Below are 13,377 nucleotides of genomic sequence, written 5' to 3' on the forward strand. Positions count from 1 at the left end.
GTCAGTGGCCCTCCTTCTTGGCGTTTTCGGCATCGTCGATGCCAGGGTGGAAGGCGTGCGCCGACGCGTCGACCTGGGCCCGCAGCGCAGCTGCACGGGCACGGCGCTTCTCGGTGCCGGCGCGCAGCAGGCTGTAGAACACCGGCGTCAGGAAGATGCCGAACAGCGTCACGCCCAGCATGCCCGAGAACACCGCGATGCCCATCGCACGGCGCATCTCGCTGCCGGCGCCGCTGCCCAGGATCAGCGGAATGACACCGGCGCAGAACGCGATGGACGTCATCAGGATGGGGCGCAGCCGCAGGCGGCAGGCTTCGATGACGGCATCACGGATGCTGCGGCCCTGCTCTTCGAGTTCCTTGGCGAACTCGACGATCAGGATGGCGTTCTTGCACGCCAGGCCCACCAGCACCACCAGCGCCACCTGCGTGAAGATGTTCAGGTCGCCCGCCTGCATGAAGGGCGGCAGGTGCGACAGCCACACCCCGAACAGCGCCGACAGGATGCACATCGGCACGATCAGGATGATGGCCAGCGGCAGCGTCCAGCTCTCGTACTGGGCGGCCAGCACGAGGATGACCAGCAGCACCGAGAAGGCGAGCACGGCGGCCAGCGTCGGCACCTTGATGTCGGTGCCGGGCAGGGTCACGTCGCGGGTCAGGCGGTCCTGGTAGCTGAGGTCGGTGAACTCATAGCCGAAGCCGCGCGGCAGGGTCTTGAGCAGGCGCTCGATCTCGACCTCGGCCTGGCCCGACGAGAAGCCGGGCTTGGGCGCGCCGTTGATGTCCGCGCTCGGGAAGCCGTTGTAGCGGGTGACGCGGGTCGGGCCGAAGGTCGGCTCGACATTCATCAGCGAGCCCAGGGGCACCATGTCCCCAGCACCGTTGCGCGTCTTGAGCTGGACAACGTCTTCGGCCTTGGCGCGGAAGGGCGCATCGGCCTGCACGATGACCTGGTAGGTCTTGCCGAACTTGGTGAAGTCGTTGACGTACAGCGAGCCGAGGTTGATCTGCAGGGTGTCGTAGATCGAACCCAGCGGCACGCCCATCTGCTTGGCCTTCACGCGGTCCACGTTGGCGAACAGCTGCGGCACGTTGATGTCGTAGGTCGAGTACGGCGTGCCGATGGACGTGTTGGGGTTGCCGTAGATCTGGCCCAGCGTGCCCCAGGTCGCACCGTAGAGTGCCTGTTCGCCCTGGCTGCTGCGGTCCTGCACCTGCACCTTGAAGCCACCCGCGATGCCCAGGCCGTCGACCGGCGGCGGCGGCACGACGAACATGCGCGCGCCCTTGATCTGCTGGATGGCGCCGTTGACCTGGCCCAGGATGGCTTCCTTGCTCAGCTCACGCGAGGTGCGCTTGTCGAAGCTGTCCAGGCCGAAGAACACGATGCCTTCGTTGGGCGAGGCCGAGAAGCCGGCGACCGACAGGCCGGGGAAGGCCACCGAGTCGACGATGCCGGGCACCTTCAACGCGATGTCGCTCATCTGGCGGATGACTTCCTCGGTGCGGTCCAGGCTCGCCCCGGCCGGCAGCTGGGCCACGCCGATCAGGTACTGCTTGTCGGGCGCGGGCACGAAGCCGCTGGGGATGCGCGAGAACACCAGCGCGGTGGCACCCAGCAGCAGCGCATAGATGACCAGGGCGAAGGACTTACGCTTGAGGATGCCGGTCACGCCGCGGCCATAGGCCGCCGAGCGGCGCTGGAAGGCGCAGTTGAACCAGTGGAAGAAGCGGCCGAAGACGCGGTCCATGCCGCGCGTGAGCGCGTCCTTGGGGGCATCGTGCGGGCGCAGCAGGATGGCGGCCAGCGCCGGCGACAGCGTCAGCGAGTTGAAGGCCGAGATCACCGTCGAGATGGCGATGGTGACCGCGAACTGCTTGTAGAACTGGCCCGACAGGCCCGGCACCAGCGTCAGCGGGATGAACACCGCGCACAGCACCAGCGCGATCGCGATGATGGGCCCGGAGACCTCGCGCATGGCCTTGACGGTGGCGTCATGCGGCGTGAGGCCGTCCTGGATGTTGCGCTCGACGTTCTCGACCACCACGATGGCGTCGTCCACCACGATACCGATGGCCAGCACCAGGCCGAACAGCGTCAGCGTGTTGATCGAGAAGCCCAGCAGCAGAAGCACCGCGAAAGTGCCGACGATAGACACCGGCACCGCCACCAGCGGAATGATGGAGGCGCGCCAGGTCTGCAGGAAGATGATGACGACCAGCACCACCAGCGCCACGGCCTCGAACAGCGTGTGCACGACCTTCTCGATGGAGGTCTGCACGAAGCGCGTGGGGTCGTAGACGATGGCGTAGTCGACCCCCTTGGGGAAGCTGGCCTTGAGCCGCTCCATGGTCTTGCGGACGTTGTCGGAGATGGCCAGCGCGTTGGAGCCCGGCGCCTGGAAGATGGCGATGGCCGCGGCTTCCTTGTTGTTCAGCAGGCTGCGCAGCGCGTAAGTGTTGGCACTGATCTCCACCCGGCCGACATCCTTCACGCGCACGAAGGCGCCGGTGGCCGGCTCGGTGCGGATGATGATGTTGCCGAACTCCTCTTCGCTGGCCAGTCGGCCCTGGGCGTTGATGGCGAGCTGGAAGTCGGTGCCCTTGGGCGACGGGGACGCACCGACGACACCGGCCGCCACCTGGGTGTTCTGCTCGCGGATGGCGTTGACGACGTCGGTCGCGGTCAGGTTGCGGCCCGCGAGCTTTTGCGGGTCGAGCCAGATGCGCATCGCGTAGTCGCCCGCGCCGAAGCTCAGCACCGAGCCCATGCCGGGAATGCGCAGCAGGTCGTCACGCACGTTCAGCGTGCCGTAGTTGCGCAGGTACAGCGCGTCGCGCGAGTTGTCCGGGCTGACCAGGTGGACCACCATGGTCAGGTTCGGGCTGCTCTTCTCGGTCGTCACGCCGATCTGGCGCACGATGTCGGGCAGACGGGGCAGGGCACGGTTGATGCGGTTCTGCACCGCGGTCTCCGCGGCCTCGGGGTGGGTGCCGATCTTGAAGGTGACGGTCAGCGTCATGGCGCCGTCACCCGTGGCCTGGCTCTCGAAATACAGCACGTTTTCGAGGCCGTTGATCTGCTCTTCCAGCGGCGTGGCCACCGTCTCGGAGATCACGCGTGGGTTGGCACCCGGGTACTGGGCGCGCACCACCACCTGCGGCGGCGCGACCTCGGGGTACTCCGAGATCGGCAGCAGCGGGATGGCCAGCGCGCCGATGAGGAAGATGAAGAGGGACAACACGGTCGCGAAGCGCGGCCGGTCGATGAAGAAGCGTGAGATGTCCATGGGGCTACCGCCTTGGCGTTACTTCGAGGCGGCGGAGGCCGGGGCGGGCGCGGGGGCGGCGCCTGGCGCGCCGGGTTGCGGTGCCGGGATGGGCATGCCCTTGTCGTCCACCTTCAGCACCTGGGGCGTGACCGGGGCGCCCGGGAAGGCACGCAGCAGGCCGTCGACGATGACGAGCTCGCCCGCCTTGACGCCATCGACCACGCGCATGCCGTCGATCAGGGCGCCCGGGTTGACCGGACGCGGCTGCACGATGTTGTTGGGGCCGACGACGAGCACGATCTTCTTCGTCTGGTCGGTCGTGATCGCGCGGTCGGGCACCACGACGCCGCTGTAGGTGGCGCTGCCGCCGAGCTTCACGCGGGCGTACAGGCCGGGCGTGAACTGGCCGCCCTTGTTGTCGAACACCGCGCGGGCGCGGATGGACGCGGTGGCGGGGTTCAGGCGGTTGTCGACGAAGTCGAGCTTGCCGGTGTGCGGGAAGCCGTCTTCGTTGGACAGGCCCATCTGCACGACGGTGGAGGCCGGCTTGGCCGCGCGCATGTACTTCAGGAACGTGGCTTCGCTGGCGTCGAAATAGGCGTAGACCTTGTCGCTGGAGACCAGCGTGGTCAGCACCGGGTCGCCCACGCCGACGAGGTTGCCGGGCGTGACGTTGGCGCGCGAGGTGCGGCCGGTGACGGGCGCGGTGACGTTGGCGTACTCGACGTTCAGGCGGGATTGCACCAGCGCCGCTTCGGCGCCCTTGAGGTTGGCCTCGGCGCTGCGCAGCGCGGTGCGGAGCTGGTCGATCTCCTGCTGGCTGACCGCATTGACCGACACCAGCTTCTCGGCGCGGGCCAGGTCGGCGCGGGCGAGTTCGGACTGGGTCTTGAGCGCGGCGACCTGCGCCTCGGCCCGGGCCACGTCGGCCTTGAAGGCGCGGGCGTCGATGGTGAACAGGGGCTCGCCCTTCTTCACGACCTGGCCTTCCTTGAAGCGCACCGCCTCGACGGTGCCGGCCACGCGGGCGCGCACCTCGACCGTGTCGGGCGCCTCCAGGCGGGCGGTGAATTCGTCGAACTCCTGCACCTCGCGCTGCGTCGCGGGCGCCACCGACACGGGCGGCGGGCCACCGGGGCCGCCATGGCCGCCAGCGCCGTCAGGCTTCTGGCCACAGGCGGCCAGCAGGGCCAGCAGGACAGGGGTCAGCGTGAACGCGAGGTTCTTTTTCATCATGCGAGGCTCCAAGCAAGCGCGCGACTGTAACGAGATCACTGTGTCAGAAACATCGCCAACTTGAAATGCTGCTGACAGCCAATGGCAACAATCGACCGCCCAAAGAAAAGCCGCCCGCACTGTCGTGGGGCGGCTCTTTGTCAAAAGGCCGGCGTAGCCTGGCCGTTCATCCAGCGACTCCCACGGAACCGGCTTCGCCGGGCCGTCGGGAGTGCCCCCTTGAGGGGGCGGCCGTCAGGCCGGAGGGGGTGGTCTAGTGAACGCCGTGCATCCACCGCTTCATGAGGGGGTTCAGCAGCATCAGCACGACGCCGGCGCCGATGGGGATGACCGTGAAGATCAGGAAGAAGACCGACATCGAGTACTGGCTGGAGATGGCGTCGATGTAGGAGCCGGTGGAGCCGGCGATCTTGTTGGCGATGGCCGAGTTCAGGAACCAGACGCCGAACATCAAGCCCAGCAGGCGCGTCGGTGCCAGCTTGGAGATGTAGCTCAAGCCCACGGGCGACAGGCACAGCTCACCCATGGTGTGGAACAGGTAGGCCAGCGTCAGGAACATCATGCTGACCTGGGCGGTCTTGGCGCCCTGCGGGATGCCGGAGGAGCCGTAGGACAGCACGGCAAAGCCAAGGCCCAGCAGCACCAGGCCCACGCCGAACTTGACCGGGCCGGACGGGTTCCAGTGCTTCTCCCACATCTTGGAGAACATCGGCGCCAGCACCACGATGAAGAAGCTGTTGAGCACGCCGAACCAGGTGGCGGGCACTTCGCTCTGGTCCATCGCGAACTCGCGGCCCAGCATCCACAGGCACAGGCCCCAGATGATGGCGAAGGCCACGCCCAGCGAGAGGTTGGCCATGGCGTAGCGGCCACCCGTGGAGCGGTAGAGCTTGAACAGGAGCCAGGTCAGGATGGACGCCGGCACCAGCGTCATGGCGGTGTTGACGATCTTGAAGACCAGGCCGCTCGTGCCGACCAGGGTGCGGTCGGTGTAGTCGGCCGCGAAGATGGTCATCGAGCCGCCGGCTTGCTCGAAGGCGAACCAGAAGAAGATCGTGAAGAAGGAGAACACGAAGATCGCCTTCAGTCGGTCGGCCACCACGTGGGCCGGCGTGTCGTCCAGCTTCTCCTCGACGACCTTCTTGGTGGCGTCGATCTTGTCGCCGATGCTGCCGAACAGGCCCTGGCTGAGCCAGAACTGGATAGCGCCCAGGATCATGAACACGCCCGCCAAGCCAAAGCCCAGGTTCCAGCCGATCTTCTCGCCGATGTAGCCGCACAGCGAGATGCCGAAGAAGGCGCCCGCGTTCACGCCCATGTAGAACAACGTGTAGCCGCCGTCACGGGCGCCTTCGTTGTCCTTGCCGTAGAGCTGGCCGACGATGGCCGAGATATTCGGCTTGAACAGGCCGGTGCCGATGATGACCAGGCCCAGGCCGATGTAGAAGCTCGTCACGGTCTCCAGGAAGAGCGCCACATGGCCGGCCGCGATGATGAAGCCGCCCAGCAGCACCGAGCGACGGGTGCCCAGCAGCCGGTCAGCCACGTAGCCGCCCAGGATGGGGGTGAAGTACACGAACATCGTGTACCAGCCGTAGAGGTTGGTGGCGTCGGCCCGGCTCCAACCCCAGCCGCCCTTGCTGGCCTCGGTAACCAGGAACAGCACGAGCAGGGCCCGCATGCCGTAGTAGGAGAAGCGCTCCCACATCTCGGTGAAGAACAGGACGAAGAGCTGGTTGGGCTGGCCGAGGATGGTGGCCGGTGCCTGCGCGGTGCGCCCGGGTTGGGCGGCGGTGGTGGTAGCCAAGATATGAACCGTCAGAAATCAGGGTGGCGGCGATTGTCACCTTCGCTTCAGGCGCCTCACCCCCTGGCAAACGCCAGCTTCACGCCCCCGCAGGCAGGGGCTCGGCCCGCAGCCGGCGCAGGTAGTCGAGCACCCCGCCGGCCAGGATCAGGTAAAGCGCCGTGTTGGCCAGGATGCCCACGAAGGGGTGACTTTTGACCGTGAAGATGACCAGCGGCACGAAGGCGACCGACAGCCACAGCGCCAAGCGCCAGGCCGCGCCGCGCGCCTGGATGAAGGCCAGGCCCATCAGCCAGGTGAGGTACCACTCCTGGTTGCAGGCGTTCACCAGCACGAAGTAGGCGAGGGTGGTGGTCAGGCACAGCTGCACGCAGGCCTCGAACGGTGCGCGGCGCAGCCGGGGCCAGAACGCGAGCAGCAGCACCGGGTAGCTGGCGATGAACGCCCGTTGCAGCACCTGCCCGTAGTCGGACAGCCCATGGGCGCCGCCCAACAGCAGAACAATCAGGTGGTGCACGCTGTTGCGGTAGACGTCAAACCCGCTGCTCGCCATGCTCGTCAACTTGGCCACCGAGCCCGGGTAGACCAGCTGGGCGCCGAGTGCCACGCCGGCGAAACCGGCCACCAGGCGCAGGCTCGGCCACACCGGGGGCCGGCCCTCCAGCCTGGCCTGGCACCAGGCCGCCGCCGCGAAGGCCGGCAGGAACACCACGGGAAAGTATTTGCAGCTGAACGCCACTCCCAACGCGGCGCCGGCAGCAAACCAGCCGCCCCGGCGCAGCAACACCAGCGCGGCCAGCACGCTGAAATTGGTCAGGTGATCGTTGTGGACGCAGGTCAGCACGCTGAAGAGGATCAGCGGATTGGCCCCATATGCCAGCAGGGCCACCCGCCGCCAGGCGGCCGGCGCGAGCTGGTAGACCAGCCAGCAGTTGCCGGCGTGCAAGGCCAGGAACACCGCCTTGAACAGCGCGAGCGCCAGCTTCTCGTGGCCGCCCGACAGCAGCGCCACGGCCGCCGCCAGCTTCTGGAACACCGGCCCGTAAGGCGTCACCCCTTGCAGGAACGCCGGGAACACGTTGGCGAACATCGGCTCCTTGGCCGCGCCCGGCACCCGGGCCATGACGTCGAGGTAGGGGTTCAGCCCGTAGTGCGACTCCAGCCAACCGGTGCCGATGTAATAGAAGACATCGGGGCTCACCCAGGGCAAGCCCAGCGCGAACACGAGGGACAGCGCCGCGATGCAGCGCGCGACCGAGCGGTTCGACCAGGCCTCGGGCGCTACCATCAGCCGGCGCACCAGGCCCAGGTACAGCCCGCCCAGGCCCAGCATCAACACGGTCTGCAGCCCCCGCCCCCACAGCACGGCGTCTACGGCCCAGGGGGTGTCGTGGAACAGCCCGAGGAAGTAGTCGAACTCGAAGCGCGTCAGCCGCAGCGGCGATGCCCACCACAGCCGGGCCGAGACGGCCATCGTCAGCAGGGCCAGCACGCCATAGGCGACGGCCCAACGGCCCAACTCGCGCTCGCGCTCGGGGCTGGCAACAGTGGGCGTGGAGGCAGAGGACGTCATGGGCCGCGCATGCTACGGCCTCAGGGGCACCGAGTCCTCAGCGGGCCGCGAGCGAAGCGGTGACGGGACCGCCGCCCGCGAGAACGGGTTCACGTTCCGGCAGGATGTAAACCAGGCTGGCGCCCGACCCGAGTGTCGGCAGCACGACCTGGTCGAAGAATGCGGGGTCGACCGCCACGCAGCCCAGCGTGATGCGCCGGTCTTCCACCCGCGGGGAGGCCAGCCGCTCGGGCCGCTGCTGGCTGGCCGGCGCCGGCCGCAGGCGGTGGATGGCCAGGTGGGCGTCGTAGTTGAACCAGACGATGCGCTCGCCGTTCAGGTTGCGGCCCGGTTGGGCCTCGAAGCGCCCGGCGGGCGTCACGCGCTCAGCTGGGCCCAGCGCGGAGGGGTCCTTGCCCCGCGCACTGGCGGGCTCGACATCGCCAGGCGTCAAACCCAGCAGCACCGGCGCGCGGCCGATGAGGCGGCCCTCGGCGTCATGCACCGACAGGGTGGCGCTGCGCTTGTCGACGATGGCAAACGGGCGGCCGTCGTGCCGGTCAGCCAGCACGGGTCGCGAGATGACCTCGGCGCCCGCGCTCATGATGCTCAACACGGCCGACAGACCGACCACCCACTTGAAAACCCTGCTGCCCACGCGACGCCCCTTCCGGCGGGCGGCGACCCCTGCGCGACCACCCGTGCGGGCAGTCTAGGCAGCTTGCCGTGCAAACAGCAGGTCAGGACTTCACGGTCGGGCGCTGTTACCTGGGCGCGGGCTGGCCAGTGCGACGGCAGGTGCAGCGGCTCGCGGGAAGAAGGCCGCCAGCGGACGCTGCTCCGGCAGCACGTAGACCACGGCGCGCCCGCGGCCGATCTGGGGCCAGACGATCTCATCGAAGAAGGCCACCGGCACGTTGATGCAGCCCCAGCTGATGCGGTTGTCGGCCGGCGTGGGCGTGGCCAGGCGCTCCAGCCGGCGCTCCTTGGGATTGGTGGCGCGCACCCGGTGCATGGACACCGCGGCCTCATAGTCCACCCAGACCACCTCGTGGCCGAGCGAATTGCGCCCCGGCGTGGAGACGAAGCGTCCGGCCGGTGTGGTGCGCTCCTGGGGCTTGATGTCCTCGATGGCCTTGCTGCCGATGCCGGCGACCGAGTCGTCGCCAGCGGCATAGCCCAGCAGCACCGGGCTGGTGCCCAGCAGGCGGCCGGTGGCCTCGAACACATAGACCTGCGCGCGGCGTTTGTCGACGATGGCGAACGGCAGGCGCCCGTTGTCGGCCTCATCCACCGCCCAGGCGGCGACGCGACGCACATCATCCGGGGCGCGGGTGCGGCCAAAGTCGAGGGCGCGCTGCAGCGGCGCTTCCTGAGCGGCGGCCGATGCAGGCGTCGAGGGGGCCGCCAGGGTGGGCGCTGCCGGCGAATGCCGCGGCCGGTAGCGATCACCGTAGAAGAAGTAGAGAGCGGCCAGGGCCACGGCGGCGATCAGCGCGCCTTGGCCCAGGCCGATCAGGATGTCGCGCCACTTCTCAGCGGCGCGGTCAGCGTCGGTTCCGGGGGTCATGGTGTGCGGGGGACCAGCGCTGCGAGGTCAGGACGTCAGTTCCGGTCGGCGCGCGGGGCGGGCTCGGTGCCTCCCGTCATGCCGTCGTTGGTGGACGACATGGGCGTGGCCGTCGTGGGGCTGTCCATGGTGGTGCGCGTCGTGCTGTCGCTGGGCAGCGGCGTCGTCGTGCTGGGGGTGGCGGCAGGCGGCGTCTGCTGCTGAGCCTGCGTCGAGGTGTCGCTCTGCGGGACCGGCTGCACCGGCTGCGTCGGTGCGTTCGGATCAGCCGGGGTCTGCTCGCTCGGGGCGGCCGTCATGGCGTCGGCGGGCGTGGTCGGCTCGGCCGTCTGGGCGACGGCCAGGCCGATGCCGGTCACGAGGACGGCGGCGGTCAGGGCGGTGGTGGCGGTCTTGATGCGGGACATGGTGAACTCCTTTCAATGCGGGACCGGCGGGAAGGCCGGGCGGCGAGGCCGGGCTGTCACCGGCTGGAGTTCACTCTAGGACGGGGTCTTCGGATGCGGGGTCAGCGTGGCGTGCGATCGCCTGTAGGAGGCTGGGCCACCTGGTAGCGGCTCGTTACGCTCGTCGCGACTGACTTGCGCGCGTCACCCGATCAGAGCTTGAAGTCGTAGTCGATCGTCAACGGCGCGTGGTCGCTGAAGGGCTGGGCGGTGTAGATCGCCTCCTTGCGGGCCAGGGCCGCCAGCGCCGGCGTGGCGAGGTGGTAGTCCAGCCGCCACCCGACGTTGTTGGCGCGGGCGGCGCCACGGGCGCTCCACCAGGTGTATTGCTCGGGCTTGTCGTTGAGGGTGCGGAACACGTCCACCAGGCCGCCGCCGTCGGCGCCGGTGTCGAACAACTGCGTCAGCCAGGCGCGCTCCTCGGGCAGGAAGCCGCTGTTCTTCTGGTTGCCGCGCCAGTTCTTCAGGTCGATCTCCTTGTGGGCGATGTTGACGTCAGCCACGAGGATGAACTCGCGCTCGGCCTTGAGCGCCCGCAGATGCGGTGCGAGGGCGGCCAGGAAGCGGAACTTGACCGCCTGCCGCTCTTCGCCACTGGTGCCGCTCGGGAAGTAAACGCTGATCAGACTCAGCTTGCGGCCGGGCTTGTCGAAGCGTTTCTCGATCCAGCGGCCTTCGACGTCGAACTCGGCAATGCCCAGACCCGTGACCACGTCGCTCGGCTCTTCCCGGGTGTACAGGCCCACGCCCGAATAGCCCTTCTTCTCGGCGTAGTGGAACTGCCCACGCAGCTTGCCGCACTCGCGGAACTTGTCTTCCACCACGTCGGCCTGGGCCTTGAGTTCTTGCACACCGACTGCGTCGGCCTTCTGCGCATCGAGCCAGTCGAAGAAGCCTTTGGTGGCGGCAGACCGCACGCCGTTGAGGTTGGCCGTGATGAAGCGCATGAGAACTTGGGGAGAGGGATGACCCGCAGAAGTATCGCAGTGCAGCAAAAGCACAACAGCCCGCGTGCTTTCATCATGAATCCGTCACGCGATCTTTACGATCCCGTAGGAAACCGAGGCGTAACCAGCGCCCACCGTCCCCCCGCTCACCGCTTGCAACCCGAGGACATTCCATGCCGACACCCCGCATTTCTCCCACCCTGCTGGCCCTCGCGCTGGCCTCCGCCTTCCCGATGCACGCCGCCGTCGCCCAGACGGCCGCGGCCCCCGAAGCCAAGAAGGACGTGAACCAGCTCGAGGCCGTCATCGTGACCGGCAGCCGGCGCGCCGAAAACCTGAAGGAAGTGCCGCTGTCCATCTCGGCCATCAAGTCCGAGGAACTCGACACCTACAACGCCGCCGGCCAGGACGTGCGCGCGCTGTCCGGCAAGGTGCCGAGCCTGAACATCGAGTCGGACTACGGCCGCACCTTCCCGCGCTTTTATGTGCGCGGCCTGGGCAACACCGATTTCGACATGAACGCCTCCCAGCCGGTGGGTCTGGTCTATGACGACGTGGTGCAGGAAAGCATCGCGCTCAAGGGCTTCCCGGTGTTCGACATGGCGCAGGTCGAGCTGCTGCGCGGCCCGCAGGGCACCCTCTTCGGCCGCAACTCGCCCGCCGGCGTGATGAAGTTCGACTCGGCCAAGCCGGGCAAGCGCTTCGAGGGCTACGCCAACATCGGCTACGGCCGCTGGAACTCGGTCAACCTCGAGACCGCCGTGAACGTGCCGCTGAGCAGCGACTGGTCGATGCGCGTGGCCGGCATCGTGCAGCGCCAGGACGACCGCGTGCACAACCCCATTGCCGCCACCGCCGGCGCCACCGCCGACCTCGAGGGCTACAACGACAAGGCGCTGCGCGTGCAGGCGCTGTACAAGTCGGGCAACTTCGAGGGCCTGTTCAAGGTCCAGGCCCGTGACTACAAGGGCACGGCCACCACCTTCCGCGCCAACATCATCAAGCGCGGCACCAACGACCTGGTCGACGGCTACGACGACAGCTACTACCCCACCGACGGCTACAACTCGCAGACGCTCAAGTCCAGCGAGGTCAGCGCCCGGCTGCGCTGGGACTTCGACGGCATGTCGCTGTACTCCATCACCGCCCACGACCGCGCCAAGTTCTACAGCCGCGGCGACGTGGACGGCGGCTTCGGCAGCCGCTTCGGTGGCATCCCGGACGGCCCGAAGTACTACCCGGCCGGCTCCACCACGCCCTACCCGTCGGTCATTCCCTTCGACTCGCAGACGGCCGACGGCATCCCCTACCTGCGCCAGACGACGCAGGAGTTCCGCCTGCAGTCCAACACCGCCGACGCGCTGCAGTGGATCCTGGGCGTGTACTACTTCAACGAGAAGCTGCAGGTGGACAGCTTCAACTTCGACAGCTTCGCCACCGGCGACCCGCAGAACGGCTATGCCGTGCAGCACCAGAACGCCAAGTCCTGGGCCGCCTTCGGCAACATCAAGTACGCGCTGACGCCTGACCTGAAGCTCACCGCCGGCCTGCGCTACACCGACGACAAGAAGGACTTCGACGCGGTGCGCACCTGGACGCCGGGCAAGGCACCCAACGTCGACATCATCGGCCCCTTCTACGCCAACCCCAAGTCCACCAACTGGAGCTGGGACCTGGGCGCCAACTACAACCTGGACAAGGCCACCAGCCTGTTCGCCCGCGTGGCCACCGGCTACCGCGCACCCAGCATCCAGGGCCGCGTGCTGTTCGGCGACTCGATCTCCATCGCCAACTCCGAGAAGGTGCTCAGCGTCGAGGCCGGCTTCAAGGCCGACCTGCTCGACAACACCGCCCGCATCACCGGCACGGTGTTCAAGTACCGCGTGAAGGACCTGCAGCTGACGGCCGGCTCGGGCTCGACCAACCAGAACCGCCTGGTCAACGCCGCCAAGGCCGAGGGCCAGGGCTTCGAGCTGGATGCGCAGGCGATCATCGCCCGTGACTGGCGCACCACGCTGGGCTTCTCGTACAACGACACGAAGATCAAGGACCCCAACCTCTTCGTGCAGCCCTGCGGCAATGCCAACTTCCAGTTCCTGACGCCCAACACGGGCTGCACGGTGCTGGACCCCGCCGGCCCGCTGGCCGGCACCGTCAGCATCAACGGCAACCCGCTGCCGCGCGCCCCCAAGGTGGTGTGGAACTGGACGCTGAAGTACAGCACCGAGATCGGCGCGGGTGAGCTCACCGTGCTGACCGACTGGGCCTACAAGGACAAGTACAACATGTTCCTGTACGAGGCCGTGGAGTACAAGGCCAAGTCGGCCCTGGAAGGCGGCCTGCGCGTGGGCTACGCCTGGAACGCCGGCAAGTACGAAGTGGCGGCCTTCTCGCGCAACATCACCAACCACCGCCAGGTCGTCGCGGCCATCGACTTCGACAACCTGACCGGCATCGTCAACGAGCCGCGCAGCTACGGCGTGCAGTTCAAGGCCTCGTTCTGACGCCTCGGCCGCCGCGTGACCGGCGGCCCGCGCCGGTTCCT

Annotated in this window: 9 protein-coding genes; 1 reads left to right on the forward strand and 8 read right to left on the reverse strand. The window is 67.9% G+C overall.

Going from position 1 to position 13,377, the window contains the following annotated elements; all coding sequences use genetic code 11:
- Position 1 precedes the first annotated feature (1 nt).
- From CDO81_RS16565 to CDO81_RS16600, 8 genes are all read right to left on the reverse strand, one after another.
- A complete protein-coding gene (locus tag CDO81_RS16565) occupies positions 2 to 3,292 on the reverse strand; it encodes an efflux RND transporter permease subunit (protein ID WP_088484329.1) in 3,291 nt (1,096 codons plus the stop codon).
- A gap of 18 nt (positions 3,293 to 3,310) precedes the next feature.
- A complete protein-coding gene (locus CDO81_RS16570) occupies positions 3,311 to 4,510 on the reverse strand; it encodes an efflux RND transporter periplasmic adaptor subunit (protein ID WP_241517036.1) in 1,200 nt (399 codons plus the stop codon).
- A 253-nt stretch (positions 4,511 to 4,763) separates the two neighbouring features.
- The gene (locus CDO81_RS16575) at positions 4,764 to 6,317 is read right to left on the reverse strand and encodes a peptide MFS transporter (RefSeq protein WP_206602119.1); all 1,554 of its coding nucleotides are present in this window, start codon (positions 6,315 to 6,317) and stop codon (positions 4,764 to 4,766) included.
- Between the two features lie 79 nt (positions 6,318 to 6,396).
- On the reverse strand, positions 6,397 to 7,890 hold the full coding sequence (locus CDO81_RS16580) for an MptA/MptB family glycosyltransferase (protein ID WP_088484330.1): 1,494 nt from the start codon (positions 7,888 to 7,890) through the stop codon (positions 6,397 to 6,399).
- 37 nt (positions 7,891 to 7,927) lie between these two features.
- On the reverse strand, positions 7,928 to 8,527 hold the full coding sequence (locus CDO81_RS16585; RefSeq protein WP_144397284.1) for a L,D-transpeptidase: 600 nt from the start codon (positions 8,525 to 8,527) through the stop codon (positions 7,928 to 7,930).
- Positions 8,528 to 8,617: 90 nt separating this feature from the next.
- A complete protein-coding gene (locus tag CDO81_RS16590) occupies positions 8,618 to 9,439 on the reverse strand; it encodes a hypothetical protein (protein ID WP_241517037.1) in 822 nt (273 codons plus the stop codon).
- 35 nt (positions 9,440 to 9,474) lie between these two features.
- The gene (locus CDO81_RS16595) at positions 9,475 to 9,846 is read right to left on the reverse strand and encodes a RodZ family helix-turn-helix domain-containing protein (RefSeq protein WP_088484332.1); all 372 of its coding nucleotides are present in this window, start codon (positions 9,844 to 9,846) and stop codon (positions 9,475 to 9,477) included.
- A 191-nt stretch (positions 9,847 to 10,037) separates the two neighbouring features.
- Complete coding sequence (locus CDO81_RS16600) at positions 10,038 to 10,832, reverse strand: exodeoxyribonuclease III (protein ID WP_088484333.1); 795 nt, start codon at positions 10,830 to 10,832, stop codon at positions 10,038 to 10,040.
- Between the two features lie 173 nt (positions 10,833 to 11,005).
- Between CDO81_RS16600 and CDO81_RS16605 the strand changes: the two genes are divergently transcribed.
- Entirely contained in the window at positions 11,006 to 13,336 is a 2,331-nt protein-coding gene (locus CDO81_RS16605) for a TonB-dependent receptor (protein ID WP_088484334.1), read from the forward strand.
- Positions 13,337 to 13,377: the final 41 nt, after the last annotated feature.

The organism is Roseateles puraquae (assembly GCF_002205845.1).
Classification (GTDB): Bacteria; Pseudomonadota; Gammaproteobacteria; order Burkholderiales; family Burkholderiaceae_C; genus Pelomonas; species Pelomonas puraquae.

Excerpts from the sequence above, each read along its gene's own strand:
- CDO81_RS16565 (WP_088484329.1), bottom strand. The coding sequence starts at position 3,292 with ATGGACATCTCACGCTTCTTCATCGACCGGCCGCGCTTCGCGACCGTG.
- CDO81_RS16570 (WP_241517036.1), bottom strand. The coding sequence starts at position 4,510 with ATGATGAAAAAGAACCTCGCGTTCACGCTGACCCCTGTCCTGCTGGCC.
- CDO81_RS16580 (WP_088484330.1), bottom strand. The coding sequence starts at position 7,890 with ATGACGTCCTCTGCCTCCACGCCCACTGTTGCCAGCCCCGAGCGCGAG.
- CDO81_RS16590 (WP_241517037.1), bottom strand. The coding sequence starts at position 9,439 with ATGACCCCCGGAACCGACGCTGACCGCGCCGCTGAGAAGTGGCGCGAC.
- CDO81_RS16595 (WP_088484332.1), bottom strand. The coding sequence starts at position 9,846 with ATGTCCCGCATCAAGACCGCCACCACCGCCCTGACCGCCGCCGTCCTC.
- CDO81_RS16600 (WP_088484333.1), bottom strand. The coding sequence starts at position 10,832 with ATGCGCTTCATCACGGCCAACCTCAACGGCGTGCGGTCTGCCGCCACC.
- CDO81_RS16605 (WP_088484334.1), top strand. The coding sequence starts at position 11,006 with ATGCCGACACCCCGCATTTCTCCCACCCTGCTGGCCCTCGCGCTGGCC.